Below are 21,508 nucleotides of genomic sequence, written 5' to 3'. Positions count from 1 at the left end.
TGCATGGAGGATTCTAACGCGCGGCGCGCTCGCGGCGGGGGTGGAGAACATCGGCCGAATGGACGATGTTCAGGCGTGCGCGGCGCGTTTATTCTGCCTCGGGCAGCTGGAAGCGCTGGCCCGCGGCGAGCGGCGAGCCAGCGAGGAATTCGCGCACCGGCAGGCGTTTGCCGCCGGGCTTCTGCAATTGCGTCAGGCGCAATACGCCTTCTCCGCAAGCGACCAGCACGCCATCGGGCGAAACCTCGGTGATCGTGCCGGGCGCCTTGTTGCTGCCCGAGGCCGACGCGGCTACGGCGCTGGCGGCCCAGATCTTGACGATGCTGCCGTCTTCGAGCGTGCCCGCGCCGCCGGGGAACGGGTCGAACGCGCGCACCTGGCGCGCCAGCGCTTCGGCCGGACGGCGCCAGTCGAGCGCCGCTTCGTGCTTGGCGATTTTTTCGGCGTAGGTCACGCCGTCGGCCGGCTGTGGGGTCGACGCCAACTTGCCGCTGCGCTCGAGCTCGATCAGCGCGTCGACGATCAGCTGCGCGCCGGCCTCGGCGAGGCGGTCGTGCAGCGTTGCGGTGGTGTCGTCGGCGGAAATGGGGGTGCGCACTTCGGAGATCATCGCGCCGGTGTCGAGGCCGGCGTCCATCTGCATCAGCGTGATGCCAGTTTGCGCGTCGCCCGCCTCGATCGCGCGATGAATCGGCGCCGCGCCGCGCCAGCGCGGCAGCAATGATGCGTGAATGTTGATGCAGCCAAAGCGCGGAATGTCGAGCACTTCCTGCGGCAGGATCAGCCCGTAGGCAGCAACCACCATCACGTCGTGCGGTGTCGTGCGCAGTTGCGCGATTCCGTCGGCGGCTTCCTGCGGATACTTGCCGGCGCGCCGCAACGACGTGGGCTGCGCAACTTCGAGCCCGTGCTCCTGCGCATAACGCTTGACCGGGCTTGCCTGCAGCTTCATGCCACGTCCCGCCGGGCGGTCCGGCTGCGTCAGCACGAGCGGCACCGGGAACCCGGCGCGATGAATCGCGGCCAGCGCGGCCGCGGCGAATTCCGGCGTACCGGCGAAGATGACGCGCAACGAATGACTCATGAATGGGCGGTGGGCAAGTTGAACGCGCGTTACATCGCGTGAGCGAGCTTCTTCATCTTGCTCTTGATGCGCGTTTGCTTAAGCGGCGACAGATATTCGACGAACACGCGGCCCATCAGGTGATCCATCTCGTGCTGGATGCACACGGCGAGGAGACCCTCGCAATCGATCTCGAACGTTTCGCCCTTCTCGTTGAGCGCGCGCACGCGCACTTTCTCGGCGCGTTCGACGTTGTCGTAGATCCCGGGCACCGACAGGCAGCCCTCTTCGGACAACTTCCGCTCGTCGCTCGACCAGACGATTTCCGGGTTGATGAACGCGAGCAGTTCGTCGTGCGTTTCGGACACGTCGATCACGATCACGCGCTCATGCACGTCCACCTGGGTGGCCGCAAGGCCAACGCCAGGGGCCCCGTACATCGTTTCGGCCATGTCCGCGACGAGCCGACGGATACGGTCGTTGACCTCTGCGACCGGCTTCGCCACCTTGTGCAGCCGTTTGTCCGGGTAATTGAGGATGTTCAGTAAAGCCATGATTTTGAGTGTGATTTCAGACGCCGCCAACCGTTGGAAGGCTCGCGTTGGCCATTCGGCCAGGTTGTGAGCCCGTCGTAATACGCAGAGGATAGATGGTGTCGAAACGGTTCCATTCAACGCGCCTCGTGCGCCCGACGACGAACCCGCGCCCGTAAGCGCGGGGCCGCGGTTATTCGTGCTTTATCGCGGCTTATTTCGGATGATGAAAATTCTAGCATGGCGCCCGCCTGCCCGCAGGCCCCGCCAGAGGAGCGACCCACATGCAGACCTTGCCCGCAACCCGTATCGAACTGGCCGCCTGGTTGCGGTTGTCGTTTGCGCCGGGCCTCAGACCCGCGGCGTTGCGCCTGTTGCTGGGCGCCTTCGGGCTACCGGAAGCGATCGTCGCGCAGTCGCATGAGGTGCTGGCCGAGGTCGCCGGCGAGACCGCGGCGCGCGCGGTGTTGACACCGCCGGGTCCGGCCTTCGACACCCAGCTCGATGCGGTGCTCGCGTGGCGCGAGGATCCCGGCAATCAGATCGTCACGCTCGACGACCCCGCCTACCCGCCCGCGCTGCTGACCATGCCCGATCCGCCACCGTTGCTATATATAAAGGGCCGGCTCGATCTGCTGCATACCCGCGCGGTCGCGCTGGTCGGTAGTCGCAGCGCAACGCCGCAGGGCGTCGAGGATGCGCGGCGGTTCGCGCGCGAGCTATCGGCGGCGGGTGTGACAGTGGTGTCAGGGCTTGCGCTGGGCATCGACGCCGCCGCGCATCGAGGCGGGCTCGAAGGCGTCGGCGGGACAGTCGCGGTAATCGGCACCGGCGCGGATCTCGTGTATCCGGCCGCGCATCATACGCTCGCGCGGCAAATCACGGCACAGGGCGCGATCATGTCGGAGTGGCCGCTCGGCACGCCGGCGCGCGCCGCCAATTTCCCGCAGCGCAACCGGCTGATCGCCGGGCTGGTCAGCGCGGTCGTGATCGTCGAGGCGGCCATGCGCTCCGGCTCGCTGATTACGGCGCGGCTCGCCAACGAGATGGGGCGCGACGTGTTCGCGTTGCCCGGATCGATTCACGCGCCGTTGTCGCGCGGCTGTCATCGGATGATCAAGCAGGGGGCGCGCCTCGTGGAAACCCCCGATGAAGTGCTCGAGGAACTCGGTTTGGCCCGTCGGCCTGTGAGCAACGGGGGACGAACACCGAAGCGGGCCGCGCCGCTGGACAGCACGGAACTGGGCGTTTCGTCGGGTGGACAGGTTTCGCAAGCTACCGCTGCCGCCTTCGCGATCCCTCCACCGTCTGGACCGTGCCCCCAGCCGATGCTCGAGCCAGACGCCCAGCGCCTGCTCGCCGCGCTCGGTCATGCGCCGACGACGCTTGAAATTCTCGCCGCCCGCACCGAGATGGAAGACGCCGCCCTGCACGCCACTCTGCTGCGGCTCGAACTCGCCGGCGAGGTCACCCTGCTGCCCGGCGGCCGCTTCATCCGAGCCCATCATGAGTGAGCCAGAACTGATCGGCATCAACGCAGATTGGCCACTCTTCGCGTTTGGCCATGCTACATTCGCGCCAAAGCACCCGACAAAGTACACAAGGAAACCACTTCATGCCCGCGCTGAACCTCGACACCGGCCAGGACCGGATCGCCGAGCGCGTCAACGAACCCGACACACTGTTCGTGGCCTGCCTGTGCGCGGAGTGGTGCGGCACCTGTCGCGAGTACCGGGAGGCTTTCAACCAGCTTGCCGAGCGGCACCCGGAAGTCTGTTTCGCATGGATCGACATCGAAACCCATGCGGATCGCTTCGACGACCTGGACGTCGAAAATTTCCCGACCGTCCTGATCGAAGACTCGGTGACGACACGATTCTTCGGTACGGTTTTGCCACAGGTGTCGATCGTCGAGCGGATGCTGTCGGATCTGACCGCGCTGCCCGGCATGCACGGCGCGCCGAAGCTGCGGCCGGCACTGGCGGTCGCCTGAAGGCCGCACGCGCCGCCCGACGAGGTGCGCGGTGCGCGCCTTGCGACATGGCCCGTCGTCGGCCATTTTTGGAACAGAACTGCCGCCCGCACGCGGCGTTTGCCGCAGTTGCTCAACCGCCAGACGCGCAATTATGATGGCGCGCATTTATGGCACATGACACGCCGGGTTCGCGCCGTGTGCTATAAAGCGGTCGTTATTGGGTCGAAAAAGGTCTCAAGCGAGCATCACGCGCCATCTTGGCGCTCAAGGCCACCAACCCGGATCCACCAACCTCACATCGAGTCATGTCCAAAGCACTGATCATCGCCGAAAAGCCTTCTGTCGCGAACGATATCGCGCGCGCTTTGGGCGGCTTTACCAAGCATGACGAGTATTACGAAAGCGACGACTACGTCCTTTCGTCGGCAGTAGGCCACCTGCTGGAAATTGCGGCGCCCGACGAATACGAAGTCAAGCGCGGCAAGTGGAGCTTTGCCAATCTGCCCGTCATTCCTCCGCATTTCGATCTGAATCCGATCGCCAAGAGCGAGTCGCGCCTGAAGGTGCTGACCAAGCTGATGAAGCGCAAGGACATCGACCGCCTGATCAACGCATGCGACGCGGGGCGCGAGGGCGAGCTGATTTTCCGCCTGATCGCCCAGCACGCGAAAGCGAAACAGCCGGTGCAACGGCTGTGGCTGCAGTCGATGACGGCCGGTTCGATCCGCGACGGTTTCGCGCGTCTGCGCAGCGACGAAGAGATGCAGCCGCTCGCCGACGCGGCGCGCTGCCGCTCGGAAGCGGACTGGCTGGTCGGCATCAACGGCACGCGCGCGATGACCGCATTCAACAGCAAGGGCGGCGGCTTCTTCCTGACCACGGTCGGGCGGGTGCAGACGCCGACGCTGTCGATCGTGGTCGAGCGCGAAGAGAAGATTCGACGCTTCGTGCCGCGCGATTACTGGGAAGTGAAGGCCGAGTTCGTCTGTGCGGGCGGCTTCTACGAAGGCCGCTGGTTCGACCCGAAGTTCAAGCGCGACGAGTTCGATCCCGAAAAGCGCGATTCGCGCCTCTGGTCGCTGCCGACGGCTGAGACGATCGTCGCGGCCTGCCGCGGCCAGCTGGGCACGGTGACCGAGGAGTCGAAACCGTCGACGCAGCTGTCGCCCGCCCTCTTCGACCTGACCAGCCTGCAGCGTGAAGCCAACGGCCGCTTCGGCTTTTCGGCGAAGAACACGCTGGGCCTCGCTCAGGCGTTGTACGAAAAGCACAAGGTGCTGACCTATCCGCGAACCGACGCGCGCGCGCTGCCGGAAGACTATCTGGATACGGTCAAGCAGACGCTCGGCATGCTCAAGGAGAGCAACAACTATCTGCCGTTCGCGAAACAGGTGCTCGACAAGGGCTGGGTGAAGCCGAACAAGCGCATCTTCGACAACTCGAAGATCAGCGACCACTTCGCCATCATCCCGACGCTGCAAGCGCCGAAGAATCTGTCCGAGCCGGAGCAGAAGCTTTACGACCTCGTCGTGAAGCGCTTCCTCGCCGTCTTCTTCCCGGCCGCCGAATCCCGCGTAACGACGCGTATCACTGAGGTGGTGGGCCATCACTTCAAGACCGAGGGCAAGGTGCTCGTCGAGCCGGGCTGGCTGCAGATCTACGGCCGCGAAATCAGCGGCGACGACGCGAACCTCGTGCCGGTGCAGAAGGACGAGAAGGTCAAGACCGACAAGATCGCCGCGCAGCAACTGGTCACGAAGCCGCCTGCGCGCTACAACGAAGCGACGCTGCTGTCGGCGATGGAAGGCGCGGGCAAGCTGGTCGAAGACGACGAGTTGCGCGAAGCGATGGCGGCCAAGGGTCTCGGTACGCCGGCGACGCGTGCGGCGATCATCGAAGGCCTGCTTTCCGAAAAGTACCTGATCCGCGAAGGCCGCGATCTGATTCCGGCCGCCAAGGCGTTCCAGCTGATGACGCTGTTGCGGGGCCTCGGCGTGAAAGAGCTGACCGCGCCGGAACTGACCGGCGAGTGGGAATACAAGCTGTCGCAGATGGAACGCGGCAACTTGCCCCGCGACGCGTTCATGCAGGAAATCGCGCGTATGACGCAGACCATCGTCAAGCGGGCGAAGGAATACGATTCCGACACGATCCCGGGCGATTACGCGACGTTGCAGACACCTTGCCCGAATTGCGGTGGCCAGGTGAAGGAAAACTACCGGCGTTTCGCGTGCTCGAAGTGCGAGTTCTCGATCTCGAAGATTCCGGGTGGCCGTCAGTTCGAGATCCCCGAAGTCGAGGACCTGCTGCAGAACAAGACGATCGGTCCGCTGTCGGGTTTCCGCAGCAAGATGGGTCGGCCGTTCTCGGCGATCCTCAAGCTGACGCTCGACGACGAGATCAAGAACTACAAGCTCGAGTTCGACTTCGGCCAGGATGCGGCCGGCGAAGATGGCGAACCGCCCGATTTCTCCGATCAGCAGCCGGTCGGCGCGTGTCCGAAGTGTCAGGGCCGCGTGTTCGAGCACGGCATGAGTTACGTCTGCGAGAACTCGGTCGCCAATCCGAAGTCGTGCGACTTCCGCTCCGGCAAGGTCATCCTGCAGCAGGAAATCGCTCGCGAGCAGATGGCCAAGCTGCTCGAGGAAGGGCGCACCGATCTGCTGACGAACTTCAAGTCATCCCGAACGGGCCGCAACTTCAAGGCGTTCCTCGTCAAGCAGAACGACGGCAAGATCGGCTTCGAATTCGAGAAGAAGGAGCCGGCGGCGGCGAAAACCGCGGCGGCGAAGACTTCGGCCGCTCGCTCGGCGGCGAAAGCAATGCCGGAAGCGGACGAAGGGGATACCGCGGTGGCCGTGAAGGCCGAGCCGGCGGAAAAGAAGGTGGCGGCGAAAAAGGCACCCGCCGCAAAGTCCGCTGCGGCCAAGAAGGTCCCCGCGAAGAAAACCGCGGCGCGGAAAACCGGCTCGTAAGGCGGAGTTCGGATCGGCGGTTTGCGTTGTTGTCGGGCGTCGCTGGATAACCGCCGATCGGTGATCCGTGCACCGCCTGCGGCTTCATCCACCGTTGCCCATGAAAAAAGGCGCAGTCACTTTTGGTGACTGCGCCTTTTTATTGCTCGCCCGCATGGCTGCGGGCTTCGGCATGCGTCGGAGAATTACAGTGGCGACAACGCCGTCGGCCGTGTGCTGCGATTGGGCGACTTCGCCAAGGGCTTCGGCACGGCCGGCGCCAGCTCGCTATCGAGCAGACGCGACAGCGGCTCGGCGCCATCGAACGCTTCCGGCGCGCGCGACTCGGCGGACTCGAATGCAGCCGACGTTGCCGGCCGCTCGAGACCATCCTTGATCCACTGCTCGCCGAGCACGCTGTTCGGCGTCTGGTTGAAGTGCTCGACCAGATGGTCGATGAACGTGCGCACCTTGGCCGGCAGGTGACGGCGGCTCGGGTAGGCGATGTTGATCTCCACCTGCGGCAGCCGGTAATCGCCGAGCAGGCGTACGAGCCGACCGCGCGTCATGTCGCGCCCGATCAGATAGCTCGGCAGAATCGCGATGCCCATGCCGAGCAGCGCAAACTGCCGCAACATTTCCGTGTTGTTCGCGACGATTACGTTCGACGGCCGCACGCGCACCTCGCCTTCCGGCCCGGTGAACACGCGCTCGTCGCCCCAGTATTCGGACGGCAGGCTCAGGCACGGATGTTCGAGCAGATGCTCGGGACGCGTCGGTGTGCCATGCTTTTCCAGATACGCCGGCGTCGCGCAGACGGTCATGCAGCCGGTGGTCAGCCGCCGTGTGACGATGCTCGCGCTGCGCATTTGCCGCGCGATCACGACGCCGACGTCGAAGCCTTCCTCGACGAGATCGACCTGACGATCGACCAGCGTGACGTCCGGAATGACTTTCGGATAGCGCTCCGCGTACGTCTGCAACACGGGAGCGAGGTTATGTAGCCCGAACACGACGGGCGCGACGATGCGCAGCGTGCCGACGGGTTCGTGATTGCGAGCGACCACCATCTGTTCGACGTCTTCCAGTTCGTCGAGAATCTGACGGGCGCGTTCGAGATAGACCTGACCGGACTCGGTCAGCGACAAGCTGCGGGTTGTGCGATTGAGCAGCCGCGTACCAAGACGACCTTCGAGGTCGGCAACGTGACGGGTGGCGACCGCGTTGGAAATATCCATCGCGCTCGCGGCGCGGGCAAAACTGCCGAGATCCGCCACCTTGACGAAAACTCGCATCGACTGCAAATGATCCATAGGACAACTCCCTGCCTTGTTACTGCTTCCTGACAATTGGTGAAAACCAGTGAAGCGAACTTGGAATTCTCCTACGACTCGCAATATCGTGCAGAAGTTGCCTCCGAAATGGGAAATATTGTCAATTTTGGAATGACTGTGTCGATAGAAGCGGGGCCTGACCACCGATTATTCCCAAAAATAGAACAATCTGCTGCGCTGCAGCTTGCTCTGTCTTTTTTCTTTGAACAGACGCAACGGTCATCCAAGCATCGCGGGATCGGAAAACATCCAGATAAACCAGTCGGCCCATAGAAAAAGCCGCCCGAGGGCGGCTTTCGTGGTGAGTGAGCACTCACATGGTCAGGCTGTGAGCTTCTCCTCGAGCGCACGCTTTGCCTCGGTCAGTGCCGGCGGCAACCCGTGTTGCAGTGTGTCAAACAGCTCCGCATGGAGCACCAGTTCGTCGCGCCATGCCGCTTCGTCGACGGAAATGACTTGCTCGAACTGCTCACGGCTGAAGTTCAGACCGCTCCAGTCGATGTCCTCGTAGTGCGGCGAAATGCCGAACGCATGCTCCTCGCCCCGCGCCGTGCCCTCGATGCGACCGACCATCCAGCTCAGCACGCGCATGTTCTCGCCGAAGCCCGGCCACACGAACTTGCCGTCCGTGCTCTTGCGGAACCAGTTCACGCAGAAGATTTTCGGCAGCTGCGCGCTCAACTGTTGCAGACGCTCGCCGGTTTTCAGCCAGTGGCTGAAATAGTCGCTCATGTTGTAGCCGCAGAACGGCAGCATCGCGAACGGATCGCGGCGCACGACGCCCTGCTGGCCAGCAGCCGCGGCGGTGGTTTCGGAGCCCATCGTCGCCGCCATGTAGACGCCCTCGACCCAGTTGCGCGCCTCGGTCACGAGCGGCACGGTGCTCGAGCGGCGACCGCCGAAGATGAAAGCATCGATTGCGACACCGGCCGGGTTTTCCCAGTCTGCGTCGATCGACGGGCACTGCGAAGCCGGCGCCGTGAAGCGCGCATTCGGATGCGCCGCCTTGCGGCCGCTTTCCTTTGCCTCGGCAGGCGTCCAGTCCTTGCCCTGCCAGTCGATCAAGTGTGCCGGCGGCTCGTCGGTCATGCCTTCCCACCAGACGTCGCCGTCGTCGGTCAGCGCGACGTTCGTGAAGATCACGTTTTCCTTCAGCGTGGCGAGCGCGTTGTAGTTAGTCTTTTCGCTCGTGCCCGGCGCGACGCCGAAGTAGCCGGCTTCCGGATTGATCGCGTACAGGCGGCCGTCCTTGCCCGGCTTGATCCAGGCGATGTCATCGCCGATCGTCGAGATTTTCCAGCCGTTCAGGCCTGCCGGCGGGATCAGCATCGCAAAGTTGGTCTTGCCGCACGCCGACGGGAACGCAGCCGCCACGTGATGCTTGCGTCCTTGCGGTGAAGTCACGCCCAGAATCAGCATGTGTTCGGCGAGCCAGCCCTCGTCGCGGCCCATCGTCGACGCGATACGCAGCGCGAAGCACTTCTTGCCGAGCAGCGCGTTGCCGCCGTAGCCCGAGCCGAAGCTCCAGATTTCGCGCGATTCGGGGAAATGGACGATGTACTTGGTCTTGTTGCAGGGCCACGACACGTCCTGCTCGCCTGCCGCGAGCGGCGCGCCGACCGAATGCACGCACGGCACGAACTCGCCGTCCTCGCCGAGCACGTCGTACACCTTGCGGCCCATTCGCGTCATGATGCGCATGTTGGTCGCGACGTACGGGCTGTCGCTGAGCTCGACGCCGATGTGCGCGATCGGCGAGCCGAGCGGGCCCATCGAGAACGGCACCACGTACATAGTGCGGCCGCGCATCGCGCCGTCGAACAGGCCGTCGAGCGTCGAGCGCATTTCGGCCGGCGCGATCCAGTTGTTGGTGGGGCCGGCGTCCTCGGCGCGCTGCGAGCAGATGAAGGTGCGATCCTCGACGCGCGCGACGTCGGACGGATCGGACCAGGCAAGATAGGAATTGGGACGCTTGGCGGGGTTGAGCTTTTTCAGGGTACCGGCTTCGACCATCTGGGCGCACAGGCGGTCATATTCTTCCTGTGAACCGTCACACCAGACCACTTTTTCAGGCTTGGTCAGCGCGGCGATGCGCTGGACCCAGTCGATCAGCTTTCGGTGTTTGACCCATGTGGGCGCCTCGATAGTGGGCTGCCCTTCGAACGAGGGATGATTCATCGACTTGTCTCCGTTTGAAGCAATAGAAAAACGGTACAAGCCCTGGGACGCTGCATGCGAGAGGCATTAAATTCATCACGCCGACGTGTCGATTCGACCGCCGACGTAAGATTGCGCAGATCATCCTGGGCCACACAGCTTGCCAGGCGGAGGCCCGCTCCCACCAAGGCTTCTGCAACCTTGTGTAAAGCGACTTGCCTCAACACGCAACAAACTGCTAAAAACGTTCTCAATTCGCCTTCACGCAGCGCTGCCGTTCTTTTTCGTGCGACAGCTTCTACGGTAGGGCATCCAGCCAGACCAACGTGTGACCTAAGTCACATGCTGGGACAGTCAGCATAACATTCCGTTCGCACCACCGAGGTGCGCCGCAAATTACATACCATGAAGATTGCCATCCTCGACGATTACCAGGACGCCGTTCGCAAGCTCGACTGCTTTCAATTGCTGGCCGACCATGAAGTCAAAGTTTTCAACAACACCGTGCGCGGTCTCGGGCAACTGGCGAGCCGGCTGGCCGAAGTCGATGCCCTCGTCCTGATTCGCGAACGTACTCGTATTTCCTCGCAACTACTCGACAAGCTGCCGCGTTTGCGCATGATCAGCCAGACCGGCAAGGTGTCGAACCACATCGATCTCGCGGCGTGTACCGAGCGCGGCATTGCGGTACTCGAGGGCACCGGCTCGCCGGTCGCGCCGGCCGAGTTGACGTGGGCACTCATCATGGCCGCCCAACGGCGCATTCCGCAATACGTGGCAAACCTTAAACAGGGCGCCTGGCAGCAGTCGGGACTCAAGACGTCGGCATTGCCGCCGAACTTTGGCCTGGGTCAGGTGCTGCGCGGACAGACGCTCGGGATCTGGGGCTACGGCAAGATCGGCCGATTGCTGGCCGGCTATGGCAAGGCGTTCGGCATGAACGTGCTGGTGTGGGGCCGCGAGCATTCGCGTGAAGCCGCTAGCGCCGATGGCTACGGCGTCGCGGCGACGCGTGAAGAGCTGTTCGAGACGAGCGACGTGCTGTCGCTGCATCTGCGTCTGCACGACGACACACGTGGCATCGTCAAGCAGGACGATCTGATGCGCATGAAGCCGACCGCGTTGCTTGTGAACACGAGCCGCGCCGAGCTGCTCGAGGAGAATGCGCTGGTGAACGCGCTGTCGCACAACCGTCCGGGGATGGTCGCGATCGACGTCTACGAAAGCGAGCCGATCCTGCAGGGCTACAGCCTGTTGCGCATGGAAAACGTGATCTGCACGCCGCACATCGGCTATGTGGAGCGCGAAAGCTACGAACTGTATTTCTCCGCGGCGTTCAGGAACATTCTGGCGTTCGATACCGGCGATAGCGCCAGCGTCGCGAATCCGGAGGCGTTGCAGGGCGGACGTCGCCGGTGATTGTTGGGTGAGGTTGCTGGCGGGTCGAGTCTGACCCGCCGGACCTCGCCGCTCACCGCGCTTCGTGCGCTCCCGCTTCCATCAACGCAGGCATGCGTTCGAGGAAGACCTCACCGTCGGCGCGGCCAAGGTTGTAGGCGTGCACCATCTGCGACGGACTCGTGTAATCCCAACTCGAAATCGGCACCTTGCGCGACGGCTGCACGTAAAGCCGCTGCTGCACGCCATGCGGCACGACGAACATCTGCGGCCGCGGATAAAGACGCGTGACCATCACGAGCACGTTGCCGGGAGTATCGGCGTCGAGCGCGCCGACCGGCACGTTATCGACCATGCCGCCGTCTAGAACCGGCCGGCCATTGCGCCGCAGAACCGGCGTGAACGGCGGTGTACTCGACGATTGCAGGATCAGATCCGCAAGCTCGTCGACGCTCGCGCAATCCTGCGCGCGCACGAATTCCGGATGAAAACCGAGCGTCCGACCGAGCGTGGGATGCAGCGTCTTGCGCACGTACTTTTCGATGTTGTACGCGACCAGCCCTGCCGCGACCGCGCTTCTCGCGCCGAGCCAGCGCGGCAGATGCGACACGCCGATGCGGATTTCCGGCGCCTGCGCGAGTTTGGAAAACTTCTCGCCGTAGATGTCGAGCAGCGCCTGCCGATAGATCCGGTAATGCGGAAACACCGACTCGCCGCGCAGCAGGTTGCCCCAGTAGGCGTTGCGCGTGTTGTGGCGCAGTGCGTCCTCGTAATAACGCATGACCCAGTCGGAATCGCCGCGCGTGTAGATCATGCACGCGGTCGCGGCGCCGGCCGAAATGCCGGTGATTACGCGCGGACGGATGTCGAGTGGCGGCTGCACCACGTCCCAGAAACCCGCCTGCCACCAGCACCGGTTGCCACCGCCGGCGAATACGACCTGATCGAACATACTGCTTTTCCTTGCTTTCCTTTGCCGTTCACCCGAGCAGAGCGTAAGTCGTGGTGGCCTGAACGGCCATGTTGCCGCCGTCGTCGAACAGTTCGACTTCGCCGAACACGAGATTGCGGCCCATGCGCAGTACGCGCGCCTTGATCAGCACGTCGCCCTTACGAACCGCGCGCATGAAGTTGATATTCAGCGACACCGTGCTCATCGGCTTGAAGCCGCCGAGTGCAGCGGTGATGGCGACGACCATCGCCGTATCCGCAGCCGCCATGAACACCTGGCCGCTGATCATGCCGCCCGAGTGACGCCACTCGCCAGAGAACGGCAGGCGCAACGTCGCGCTTTCCTCGTCGACCTTGATCGGCGTCAGCGTGAGGGCCCGGACCCATGGCGCGAGGACTCGGTCGAGCAACTCGGTAATCTCTTTGTCATCCATGGCAATCCCCGGTCGAAAGCCGCGCGATGCTGCGTGCGGCGAGGTGTCCGCGACATGATACCGGCAGCATCGAACGCGTCGGTGATTTCGCAATGGCGGCTTTGTCGAGGAATGGCTCGATCCCTTGTGATGTGTTTTTTTTAATAAAGCTGCTAAAAGGGGTTGGCAATCTCAAAAAGATCCTGCATAATCTCGTTTCTGTCGGGGGGCGTTAGCTCAGTTGGTAGAGCAGCGGACTCTTAATCCGTAGGTCGAGTGTTCGAGTCACTCACGCCCCACCAGGAAATTCAAAAGGGTTGCACGCGTAAAGCTGCAACCCTTTTTCATTTCCAGCGCAGCAAATCAGCGGCAACTGCTCACCCCAGCCCCATCTGCGCGACCATATTCCTTCCCCCAGCCTTCGCCGTATACAACGCCTCGTCCGCAGCCCGAATCACGACGCTCACATCGGTCGCCAGATCCGGCCGCCACGTCGTCGCGCCGATGCTGACCGTCACGCGACCAAACTCGCAGCCCACGTGCGCGATGCTCAACTCGCCGACCGCCACGCGGATGTTCTCGCCGACCACCCCGGCACCGGCCGCATCGGTATCCGGTAGCACCACGATAAACTCTTCGCCGCCGTATCGGCCGACGCAATCGCCCGGACGCTGGATCACCCTGCGGATGCAACGCGCGACCGCGGTCAGCGCGACGTCGCCGGCCTGGTGACCATAGGTATCGTTGTAGGCCTTGAAGTGATCGATGTCGACGAACAGCAGCGACAGCACGCTACCCGTGCGGCGCGCGCGCAGCCATTCGCGGTCGAGCGTTTCGCACAGCGCGCGGCGATTGGGCAGGCCGGTGAGTCCGTCCGTGCCGGCAAGCCGTTCGAGTTCGTTCTCCACCCGTTGCCGTCGCCGCAACTCGGCGCCGAGCCACGCCGACAGCACGATCACGCCGATCCCGAAGATCAGCGTCAACGAACCGATCGTCAGCGCACGCTCCCACCAGCGTGCATAGATATCGGTGGTCGCCTCGGCGACCAGCACGATCAGCGGCAATTGCGGAATCCGTCTGAACGAGTAGAGCCGCTCGACGCCATCGATCGGCGACAACGCAACAAAGCTGCCCTCGTCTTTCGTGAGCAGCTTCTGGAAGAACTCCGTCTTGCTGATGTCGCGGCCCGTCACATGTCGATCGTCGGGCCGTCGCACGATGATCGCGCCATCCGTTCTGATGATCGACACCGAGCCATGCTGCCCGATCCGCAGATCCGCGAACAGGCTCGCGAAGTACTCCTGGTCGATACCGAGCGCGACGATCCCCGCAAACGATCCGTCCGGCCGCGACAGCCGCCGGCTCAGCGCGATACTGCGCGAACCGGGTCGGAGTCGCGAGCTGTATGGCGCACTGACATCGAGCCCGAGGTTCGGGTCCTCGCGGTGAATCCGGAAGTACGGGCGATCCGCCAGGTTTCCTGCGCGCGGCACGTCGCTTTCCGAATCCATCACGACGTTGCCCTGCGCATCGATCACCACCATCGCGCCGACGTATTGACCCGTGGCCGCGCGATCGAACAGGATCTCGCGCCGCAGTCGCGGCGAATCGAGCACACCGGGGCGCCCGAGGCCATCGGCGACGGCCTGCAACGACAGCGCATACAGCTCGAAATTGCGCGCGATGTCGCGCTCGGTGATCGTCGCGACATCGCGCGAAGAATCGAGCGCGCGCGCAATCGCATCCTCGCGGCTCTGATAGAGCGCATAGCCGCACAGCGCGAGCATGGCCAGCACCACGCCGCATCCCGCGTAGAGGACGCCATTGCGCGGCATCCGCCATCTGCGCGCCCGGAATGCCCGGATTATCCGCACGCGAAACCGGCCCGTTCTTTTGTGGATCATGTGCTCTGCGTTTTCAACGGCGGGAGTCAGTGTGTCGATGTGCGTACCGCGGCCAGTGGCCGGCCGTGCAGCAGATACGCGAGCGGAATCACGCATCTGCGCTCGCACCAGCCGTCGAACAACGCGAGACACAGCTCGTTCAATTCGTCCGCAATCTTCCGCCTGCTCACCTGGGGACCCACATGCACTCCCTTTCAGCCATTCGACCGGTCGCTTCCTGAGAAACGGACCTGTCTATTGATACTGATGCCAAGCATTCTTCGCGCGCTTACGGTTCGCTTTTCCGCGCGTAATTCATCGAGGCCTGCATTGCTGGTTTTCCGAGGGCCTCGGCTTGTTTATCGGTGGAAATAATCACGCCCTTCATAGGTGCATGTCATAGTTTGCATAAAGCATAATTTGCCCGATAATCTGATAATCCGATCTTCCCCGGTAACGTTTGCGTGTAGGGCTTTTCACGATCAAACGCGCGTTCGTCGCCGCCATCACGTCACATATCTGTGAACTATCGAAGGGCATGCGGTTTTAACCGCTCTTCGACGGGGTAATTTCCTTCAATACACACCATCGCCGTCTCGTTACCGTTGAGCGTCGCAATTCATTTGCACACTCACGTTTCGAGGCATTCGATGACCGTATTACTCTCAATGGCCGCGTTCGCGCTTGCCAGTTCCATTACTCCCGGCCCGGTCAACGTCGTCGCGCTCAGCGCCGGCGCGCAGCACGGGCTCGCCGCGAGCCTGCGGCACGTCACCGGCGCGACGGTCGGTTTCACGTTGCTGCTTTTGTTGATCGGCCTCGGCCTGCACGAAATGCTCGCGCGCTTCCCGGATCTGATCGAATTCGTCAAATGGGCAGGCGTCGGCTTTCTGCTCTACATGGCCTACAAACTCGCCATCGACAACGGCCAGCTCGGCGCGAACAAGCCGGCGCGCGGGCCGTCGTTCGCTCACGGCGCGGCGATGCAATGGCTCAATCCGAAGGCGTGGCTCGCGTCGCTGGCCGGCATGGGCGCGTATGCGGCCGGCGGCGATGGCCGGCTCGTCTGGCAATTCACCGCGCTGTACTTCGTGATCTGCTATCTGTCGATCGCGAGTTGGGCGTATGCCGGCACGTTTCTGCGCAGGCATCTGCGTGAAGCGAAGCGGGTCAGGGTGTTCAATCGAGTGATGGCGGCGCTGCTCGCGCTCAGCGCGGTATATCTGCTCGTGGAGTAATGCGGCTCGCGCCTGCATCCTGTGAGGCGGCTTCACGCCGCGCCACGCTCAACAGCGATACTGCCCCGGCGTCGCCGCCACCAACCGCTTGAAGGTGCGCTGCAAATGCGCCTGATCGGCGAAGCCGGCATCGAGCGCGACATCCGCGATCGGCGCCCCGCGCCGCAGCTGCGCGCGACTGTACTGGATGCGACGGTTGATCAGATACGCGTGCGGCGTCATGCCGTAGCGCTGCTTGAACGCGCGTATCAGGTGGGACGCGGACAGCCCGGCCGCCTCACACACGTCGTCGAGTTTCAGCGCACGGGTGCAGTTTTCGGCGATGAACTCCGCGGCGCGCGCGAGTTGGCCGCTCGCGTCACGTTCGGGTAAGTTCGACGGATTGAGCGTTTGCTGCACGTTGGAGAAGAACGTGATGGCCGCGCTTTCCTTGCGCAGCGTGCCGGTGTCGTCGTCCTCATTGGTGAGGATCGCGCACAGCCGGTTCAGGCCGTCGAACAACGCGGCGTCGAGCGACATGATCTGCGAGAACGCACGAAACGCGTGGTTCTCGTTGAAGCCGAGCTCGTGCTGCAGCTTCGTGAACCACGCAACATCGACGTGCAGCATCCGATACGACCAGCGCTCGCCGGCGACCGGGTTGCACGCGTGCACGTCGTCCGGGTTCATCATCACGACGGCACCCGCGCCGATCCACTCCCGCGCGTGACGGTTCAGATAGACGCTGCGTCCGTGCGTCACCGCGCCGATCGAAAACGTTTCGTGTGAATGTTTGGCGTAGCAGACCTTGCGGCCATCGTCGATCGAACGCGCCTCGATGAACGGCAGCGCGTCGCTGCGCCAGAAGCGCGGCGCGGACGCGCCTTTTGCGTGCGCGTTGCGCGCAGCGCCTGTCGCTTCGATGGTCTCGCTCATCTGCGCTCTCCGGTTGATCCGTCGGCTTCGCGGTCGTTTCCGACTTCGCGAAGCCTAGGTATCGTAGCCGTCAAACGCATGGCCAACAAGCGAACCCGCGGCGCGACTACTTCGCGCTGACGTCGATATTGCCGAGGTATTTCGCGGCGAGCGTCTTCACGGTGCCATCGGCCTGCACCTTCGCGATCGCGGCGTTCAACTGATCGCGCAGCGCGGTGTCGCCCTTTCGAATGCCGTAGGCGATGCCGCTGCCCAGAATCTTGTCGTCGCGCACCGGTTGACCGACGAACGCGTAGCCCTTGCCTTCGGGCTTCGACAGAAAGCCCGTCTGCCCGGCAGGTGCGAGCACGAGCGTGCCATCGAGACGCCCGGCGGTCAGATCGGCGTAGGCCTGGTTCTGATCCTGGTACGGCATCACGATCACGCCGGCCGGTTCCCAATGCACCTTCGCGAAGGTCTCCTGGATCGAGCCTTGCAGCACGCCGACGTGCTTGCCTTTCAGCGACGCGGGCGTCGGCAGCAGACCGCTGTCGGCTCGCGCGATCAGCTGCGACGGCACGCGGTAGACCACCGTCGTGAAATCGATCGCCTGGCGGCGCTGTTCGGTCGCGTTCATCGCCGAATTGATCGCGTCGAACTTGCGGCCTTGCAGCGCGGGGATCAAGCCGTCGAACGAGGTTTCGACCCACTTGCACGTCATATGCGCGGCCGCGCAGACCGCATTGCCCACGTCGATATCGAGCCCTTGCAATTCACCGTTCGGCCCTTTCGATTCGAACGGCGGGTACTGCGCTTCGAGGCCGAAACGCAGCGTCGCGGTATCGGCGGCGCTTGCGGCGGACCCGGTTGCGAGCGCCGCGCCTGCGCAGGCCAGCGCCAACAGGCACTTGAGCAACTTCATAACATCTCCCTTCTTTCTTCGACTGCTGTGATGACTTCGCTTACTTCACGTGTGCCGCCGCGCGTTCAGATCTCGCACAAACGTCGCGCGCCTTCGAGCAGCGTCGCGTCGTCCTTCGAGAAGCTCAGGCGAATCAGCCCGGAGTCGGTGCCGTCGGTATAGAACGCCGACAACGGAATCGTCGCGACGCGCGCGTCGCGAATCAGGCGCAGCACGAAATCGCTGTCGCTCTCGTCGGAAAACCCGCGGAATCGGGCGAGCATAAAGAAACTGCCTTCGCTCGGCAACAGCTCGAAGCGCGATTCGCGCAGCGCATGCGCGAGCAGATCGCGCTTCTTCTGATAGAAGTCGGAGAGACCCAGGTAGCTGTCGCGATCGGCGAGCGCGTCGACGAACGCGTGTTGCATCGGCGTGTCGGCCGAGAACACCATGAACTGATGGACCTTGCGGATCTCGTCCATGAGCGCGGCGGGCGCGAGGCAATAGCCAACGCGCCAGCCAGTCACGTGATACGACTTGCCGAACGACGACACGATCACGCTGCGTTCTGCCAGCTCGCGGTGGCACGCCATGCTCTGATGCTTCGCGCCATCGAACACGACGTGCTCGTAGACCTCGTCGGACAGAATCACGATGTCGGTGTTGCGCGTCAGCGCTTTCAGCCGCTCGATATCGGCGTCGCTAAAAATCGTCGCGGTCGGATTGTGCGGCGTATTGACGATGATCATGCGCGTCTTCGGCGTGATCGCGGCGGCGACTTCGTCCCAGTTCACGCGGAAGTGGTCGAGCGACAGCTTGATCGCGACCGGCTTCGCGCCTTGCAGGCGCACGATCGGGCCGTAGCTGTCGAACGACGGTTCGAAGTAGATCACTTCATCGCCCGGATGGACGAGCGCGCTGATCGTCGAATAAAGCCCTTCGCTCGCGCTCGCGAGGACGGTCACTTCGCTCGCCGGATCGTAACGCACGCCGTACAGCGTTTCGACCTTGTCGGCGAGCGCTTCGCGCAGCTTGACGATGCCGGCCATCGGCGCGTACTGGTTGTGACCCGCGCGCATCGCCTGCGCGACGCCGTCGACGAGCTTCGGGTCCGGCGCGAAATTCGGCGCACCCTGCGACAGGTTCAACGCATCGTGCTGCGCGGCCAGCTGGCCGATCACGGTAAAGATGGTGGTGCCGACGTCCGGCAGTTTCGAGCGGGCTTGCGTGGCGCTCTGCATAGACTTTCTCCCTTTCTTCAGCCGCTGGCGGCCGCGCGAACGGCGGCGGCGCAGCGTTCCTTCCGGTGGGGTGATTAGGCATCAGCCAAAGAACGCTCACAATCGAAACTTTGTCATGCTCGGCATGCGTTTTCGTCATGGCTCGCGCGAGCACGTTCCACGCCGGGCGAAGCCAGTGGGATCATGGTTTGCGCGGAGATCGGGGAATGCGGGAAACCGCGTAGGTATGAAGGAATGTGATGCTGAAGGGCCCGGATGTGGAAACGGCCGCAGAGGCGGCCGTTTCGCGAGTCAGTGTTCTTCGAACGCGAAGAACGAAAAGCCAGAGCTTTGCGTAACTCAGGCTTCGTCCATCAATCGGACCTTGACCTTGCGGCCCTTCAGCTTGCCCGCGCTGAGCCGGCGCACCGCCTCGCGGGCGATGCTGCGCTCGACCGCGACATAGGTCGACATGTCGGTCACGTTGATCTTGCCGATCTGCGAGCCCGCGAAACCGGCGTCGCCGGTCAGCGCGCCGAGCACGTCGCCGGGACGGATCTTGTCCTTGCGGCCACCGAGGATCTGCAGCGTTTCCATCGGCGGCAGCAGCGGTTCGTTGCTGGACGCCTTCAGCTCGGCCAGCTTGTGCCATTCGACGTCGCGCTTGTGCGCCTGCTCGATGCCGCCGACGCGCCCCATCTCGTCCATGCTCGCGAGACTCAGCGCCCAGCCCTCCTGGTCGGCGCGGCCTGTACGGCCGATGCGGTGCGTGTGCACCTCCGGGTCCGGCGTCACGTCGACGTTGATCACCGCTTCGAGTTGCGCGATGTCGAGGCCGCGGGCGGCGACGTCGGTCGCGACGAGCACCGAGCAGCTACGGTTCGCGAACTGGATCAGCACCTGATCGCGCTCGCGCTGATCGAGCTCGCCGTGCAGCGCGAGCGCATGAAAGCCCTGCGCGCGCAGCACGTCGAGCAGATCGCGGCATTGCTGCTTCGTGTTGCAGAACGCGATCGTGCTGACCGGACGATAGTGGTTCAGCAGCAAACCGACCGCGTGCAGACGCTCGTCTTCGCCCACTTCGTAGAAGCGCTGACGGATCTTGCTGTCGTCGTGCCGCTCGGCGAGTTTGATTTCCTTCGGGTTGCGCAGGAACTGCTGGCTCAGCTTGGCGATGCCCTCTGGGTACGTCGCCGAAAACAGCAGCGTTTGCCGCTCCTTCGGGCATTGCCGCGCGACCTTCGCGATGTCGTCGAAGAAACCCATGTCGAGCATGCGGTCGGCTTCATCGAGCACCAGCGTATTCAGCGATTGCAGCGCCAGGCTGCCGCGTTCGAGGTGATCCATGATGCGGCCCGGCGTGCCGACCACGACGTGCGCGCCGTGTTCGAGGCTCGCCGTTTGGGGACGCATCGGCGTGCCGCCGCACAGCGTCAGCACCTTGATGTTTTCTTCCGCGCGCGCGAGGCGGCGGATTTCCTGGGTGACCTGATCGGCCAGTTCGCGCGTCGGGCATAGAACCATTGCCTGGGTGTCGAACTTGCGCGCGTCGAGACGCGCGAGCAGCGCCAGCGAAAACGCCGCGGTCTTGCCGCTGCCGGTTTTCGCCTGGGCGATCAGATCCTGGCCGGCGAGCGCGATCGGCAGGCTCGCGGCCTGAATCGGCGTCATCTCGACGTAGCCGAGTTGCGTCAGGTTCGCGACCGTCGCGGGCGGCAACGGCAGCTCGCTGAAAGCGGCGCCGGCGGGGGGGGGACTGTTCATGAGGTTGTCTGCAGGCATCGCGGTTACTCGGCCATCGGGCCCTGATCGGGGCGGCCCGGCAACTGCTCGTACAGTACCTCGCCGTCGTCGCCGTCGAAACGCTCGACGTAATTGCGTGCGCCGCACAGCGGGCAGCGGAACAGGAGCCCCTGCCCTTCGTTCTTGATGACGACGTCGGATTGCTCCCACTGCGCGCCGCAGGACTGGTTTCTACAGGTGAACACGTTGATTCTCCAACTGGATTCGATGATCGATCGGCAAGCTCGCACGCGCGATCTTGCCGTGTATGGGGTCACTGCCTCGGCGTTGTGCGGTCACGGCTCACGACGGCCGGCCCGGCCTCAGCCCAGATGCGTATGCCGCGGACGCGGCTCGGCCACATCCATGTCGGTCAGGCCGTGCACGATCCCGCAGTCTTCGACCTGATGCTCGCCGTGGCATTGGTCGCGCAGCGTCGCCAGTTGCGCCTTCAGCTGCTGCAACTCTTCGATACGCGTGTCGACGTGCGCGATGTGCTCGTCGACGAGCGTATGCATGCCGCCGCAGCCGTTCGCCGGCGCGTCGGTCAGACGCAGCAATGCGCGGATTTCGTCGTGGGTCATGTCGAGCGCGCGGCAATTGCGGATGAAGCGCAGACGCTCGACGTGCTTTGCCGTGTAACTGCGGTAATTGGCTTCGGTGCGCTCCGCCTCGGGCAGCAGGCGCTCTTTTTCGTAAAACCGGATGGTTTCCGTCGTGCAATGGGCGATTTTCGCCAGTTCGCCGATTTTCATGGACCTTTCCTCCACGCGGCCTTGACCTTGTAGTGGCTTCAAGGTGTTTACTAGACC

General features: G+C 63.6%; 19 protein-coding genes and 1 tRNA gene. 7 read left to right on the top strand and 13 right to left on the bottom strand.

Going from position 1 to position 21,508, the window contains the following annotated elements; all coding sequences use genetic code 11:
* Positions 1–88 precede the first annotated feature (88 nt).
* Both fmt and def read right to left on the bottom strand, forming a co-directional pair.
* A complete protein-coding gene (gene fmt / locus CI15_RS06605) occupies positions 89–1,084 on the bottom strand; it encodes a methionyl-tRNA formyltransferase (protein ID WP_062125405.1) in 996 nt (331 codons plus the stop codon).
* 29 nt (positions 1,085–1,113) lie between these two features.
* Positions 1,114–1,617, bottom strand: coding sequence for a peptide deformylase (gene def / locus CI15_RS06600; RefSeq protein WP_062126132.1), 504 nt, complete (start codon positions 1,615–1,617; stop codon positions 1,114–1,116).
* 263 nt (positions 1,618–1,880) lie between these two features.
* On the opposite strand from def, the gene dprA reads away from it, so the two are divergent.
* From dprA to CI15_RS06585, 3 genes are all read left to right on the top strand, one after another.
* Positions 1,881–3,110, top strand: coding sequence for a DNA-processing protein DprA (gene dprA, locus CI15_RS06595; protein WP_062125403.1), 1,230 nt, complete (start codon positions 1,881–1,883; stop codon positions 3,108–3,110).
* Between the two features lie 101 nt (positions 3,111–3,211).
* Entirely contained in the window at positions 3,212–3,589 is a 378-nt protein-coding gene (locus CI15_RS06590; protein ID WP_062125401.1) for a thioredoxin family protein, read from the top strand.
* A gap of 287 nt (positions 3,590–3,876) precedes the next feature.
* The gene (locus CI15_RS06585; protein ID WP_062125399.1) at positions 3,877–6,546 is read left to right on the top strand and encodes a DNA topoisomerase III; all 2,670 of its coding nucleotides are present in this window, start codon (positions 3,877–3,879) and stop codon (positions 6,544–6,546) included.
* A gap of 185 nt (positions 6,547–6,731) precedes the next feature.
* Here the strand turns inward: CI15_RS06585 and CI15_RS06580 are convergent, their stop codons facing one another.
* Positions 6,732–7,838, bottom strand: a complete 1,107-nt coding sequence (locus CI15_RS06580) for a LysR family transcriptional regulator (RefSeq protein ID WP_062125397.1) — start codon at positions 7,836–7,838, stop codon at positions 6,732–6,734.
* A gap of 39 nt (positions 7,839–7,877) precedes the next feature.
* On the opposite strand from CI15_RS06580, the gene CI15_RS36395 reads away from it, so the two are divergent.
* Positions 7,878–8,132: a hypothetical protein gene (locus CI15_RS36395; protein WP_153041064.1), complete on the top strand. Its 255-nt coding sequence runs from the start codon at positions 7,878–7,880 to the stop codon at positions 8,130–8,132.
* A gap of 48 nt (positions 8,133–8,180) precedes the next feature.
* Here the strand turns inward: CI15_RS36395 and CI15_RS06575 are convergent, their stop codons facing one another.
* A complete protein-coding gene (locus tag CI15_RS06575; RefSeq protein WP_062125395.1) occupies positions 8,181–10,037 on the bottom strand; it encodes a phosphoenolpyruvate carboxykinase (GTP) in 1,857 nt (618 codons plus the stop codon).
* Positions 10,038–10,421: 384 nt separating this feature from the next.
* On the opposite strand from CI15_RS06575, the gene CI15_RS06570 reads away from it, so the two are divergent.
* Positions 10,422–11,435, top strand: coding sequence for a D-2-hydroxyacid dehydrogenase family protein (locus CI15_RS06570; RefSeq protein ID WP_062125393.1), 1,014 nt, complete (start codon positions 10,422–10,424; stop codon positions 11,433–11,435).
* 52 nt (positions 11,436–11,487) lie between these two features.
* Here the strand turns inward: CI15_RS06570 and CI15_RS06565 are convergent, their stop codons facing one another.
* The gene (locus CI15_RS06565; RefSeq protein ID WP_062125391.1) at positions 11,488–12,366 is read right to left on the bottom strand and encodes a patatin-like phospholipase family protein; all 879 of its coding nucleotides are present in this window, start codon (positions 12,364–12,366) and stop codon (positions 11,488–11,490) included.
* Positions 12,367–12,394: 28 nt separating this feature from the next.
* Positions 12,395–12,799 (bottom strand): PaaI family thioesterase, encoded by a 405-nt coding sequence (locus tag CI15_RS06560; RefSeq protein WP_062125389.1) that lies wholly within the window; start codon positions 12,797–12,799, stop codon positions 12,395–12,397.
* Between the two features lie 205 nt (positions 12,800–13,004).
* Between CI15_RS06560 and CI15_RS06555 the strand changes: the two genes are divergently transcribed.
* Positions 13,005–13,080: transfer RNA gene (locus CI15_RS06555), tRNA-Lys, on the top strand.
* A 75-nt stretch (positions 13,081–13,155) separates the two neighbouring features.
* On the opposite strand, the gene CI15_RS06550 is transcribed toward CI15_RS06555, so the two are convergent.
* Complete coding sequence (locus CI15_RS06550) at positions 13,156–14,613, bottom strand: sensor domain-containing diguanylate cyclase (RefSeq protein ID WP_062125387.1); 1,458 nt, start codon at positions 14,611–14,613, stop codon at positions 13,156–13,158.
* A gap of 698 nt (positions 14,614–15,311) precedes the next feature.
* On the opposite strand from CI15_RS06550, the gene CI15_RS06545 reads away from it, so the two are divergent.
* The gene (locus CI15_RS06545; RefSeq protein WP_062125385.1) at positions 15,312–15,899 is read left to right on the top strand and encodes a LysE family translocator; all 588 of its coding nucleotides are present in this window, start codon (positions 15,312–15,314) and stop codon (positions 15,897–15,899) included.
* A gap of 48 nt (positions 15,900–15,947) precedes the next feature.
* On the opposite strand, the gene CI15_RS06540 is transcribed toward CI15_RS06545, so the two are convergent.
* From CI15_RS06540 to cadR, 6 genes are all read right to left on the bottom strand, one after another.
* Positions 15,948–16,814 (bottom strand): AraC family transcriptional regulator, encoded by an 867-nt coding sequence (locus CI15_RS06540; RefSeq protein WP_062125383.1) that lies wholly within the window; start codon positions 16,812–16,814, stop codon positions 15,948–15,950.
* Between the two features lie 106 nt (positions 16,815–16,920).
* The gene (locus tag CI15_RS06535) at positions 16,921–17,715 is read right to left on the bottom strand and encodes an ABC transporter substrate-binding protein (RefSeq protein WP_062125381.1); all 795 of its coding nucleotides are present in this window, start codon (positions 17,713–17,715) and stop codon (positions 16,921–16,923) included.
* A gap of 65 nt (positions 17,716–17,780) precedes the next feature.
* Entirely contained in the window at positions 17,781–18,935 is a 1,155-nt protein-coding gene (locus tag CI15_RS06530; RefSeq protein WP_062125379.1) for a pyridoxal phosphate-dependent aminotransferase, read from the bottom strand.
* Positions 18,936–19,274: 339 nt separating this feature from the next.
* On the bottom strand, positions 19,275–20,678 hold the full coding sequence (gene dbpA / locus CI15_RS06525) for an ATP-dependent RNA helicase DbpA (protein ID WP_062126129.1): 1,404 nt from the start codon (positions 20,676–20,678) through the stop codon (positions 19,275–19,277).
* A gap of 23 nt (positions 20,679–20,701) precedes the next feature.
* Entirely contained in the window at positions 20,702–20,902 is a 201-nt protein-coding gene (locus CI15_RS06520) for a hypothetical protein (RefSeq protein WP_008918000.1), read from the bottom strand.
* A gap of 117 nt (positions 20,903–21,019) precedes the next feature.
* The gene (cadR, locus tag CI15_RS06515) at positions 21,020–21,451 is read right to left on the bottom strand and encodes a Cd(II)/Pb(II)-responsive transcriptional regulator (RefSeq protein ID WP_062125377.1); all 432 of its coding nucleotides are present in this window, start codon (positions 21,449–21,451) and stop codon (positions 21,020–21,022) included.
* Between the last annotated feature and the right edge of the window lie 57 nt (positions 21,452–21,508).

It is taken from the genome of Paraburkholderia monticola (assembly GCF_001580545.1).
GTDB lineage: Bacteria > Pseudomonadota > Gammaproteobacteria > Burkholderiales > Burkholderiaceae > Paraburkholderia > Paraburkholderia monticola.
Note: the sequence above shows the minus strand (reverse complement) of the source record. Positions and strands in the feature narration are given on the sequence as shown.

Bases quoted from the DNA above. Each gene is read 5' to 3' on its own strand.
- fmt (WP_062125405.1), bottom strand. From the start codon at position 1,084: ATGAGTCATTCGTTGCGCGTCATCTTCGCCGGTACGCCGGAATTCGCC.
- def (WP_062126132.1), bottom strand. From the start codon at position 1,617: ATGGCTTTACTGAACATCCTCAATTACCCGGACAAACGGCTGCACAAG.
- dprA (WP_062125403.1), top strand. From the start codon at position 1,881: ATGCAGACCTTGCCCGCAACCCGTATCGAACTGGCCGCCTGGTTGCGG.
- CI15_RS06590 (WP_062125401.1), top strand. From the start codon at position 3,212: ATGCCCGCGCTGAACCTCGACACCGGCCAGGACCGGATCGCCGAGCGC.
- CI15_RS06585 (WP_062125399.1), top strand. From the start codon at position 3,877: ATGTCCAAAGCACTGATCATCGCCGAAAAGCCTTCTGTCGCGAACGAT.
- CI15_RS06580 (WP_062125397.1), bottom strand. From the start codon at position 7,838: ATGGATCATTTGCAGTCGATGCGAGTTTTCGTCAAGGTGGCGGATCTC.
- CI15_RS06575 (WP_062125395.1), bottom strand. From the start codon at position 10,037: ATGAATCATCCCTCGTTCGAAGGGCAGCCCACTATCGAGGCGCCCACA.
- CI15_RS06570 (WP_062125393.1), top strand. From the start codon at position 10,422: ATGAAGATTGCCATCCTCGACGATTACCAGGACGCCGTTCGCAAGCTC.
- CI15_RS06565 (WP_062125391.1), bottom strand. From the start codon at position 12,366: ATGTTCGATCAGGTCGTATTCGCCGGCGGTGGCAACCGGTGCTGGTGG.
- CI15_RS06560 (WP_062125389.1), bottom strand. From the start codon at position 12,799: ATGGATGACAAAGAGATTACCGAGTTGCTCGACCGAGTCCTCGCGCCA.
- CI15_RS06550 (WP_062125387.1), bottom strand. From the start codon at position 14,613: ATGCCGCGCAATGGCGTCCTCTACGCGGGATGCGGCGTGGTGCTGGCC.
- CI15_RS06545 (WP_062125385.1), top strand. From the start codon at position 15,312: ATGACCGTATTACTCTCAATGGCCGCGTTCGCGCTTGCCAGTTCCATT.
- CI15_RS06540 (WP_062125383.1), bottom strand. From the start codon at position 16,814: ATGAGCGAGACCATCGAAGCGACAGGCGCTGCGCGCAACGCGCACGCA.
- CI15_RS06535 (WP_062125381.1), bottom strand. From the start codon at position 17,715: ATGAAGTTGCTCAAGTGCCTGTTGGCGCTGGCCTGCGCAGGCGCGGCG.
- CI15_RS06530 (WP_062125379.1), bottom strand. From the start codon at position 18,935: ATGCAGAGCGCCACGCAAGCCCGCTCGAAACTGCCGGACGTCGGCACC.
- dbpA (WP_062126129.1), bottom strand. From the start codon at position 20,678: ATGAACAGTCCCCCCCCCGCCGGCGCCGCTTTCAGCGAGCTGCCGTTG.
- cadR (WP_062125377.1), bottom strand. From the start codon at position 21,451: ATGAAAATCGGCGAACTGGCGAAAATCGCCCATTGCACGACGGAAACC.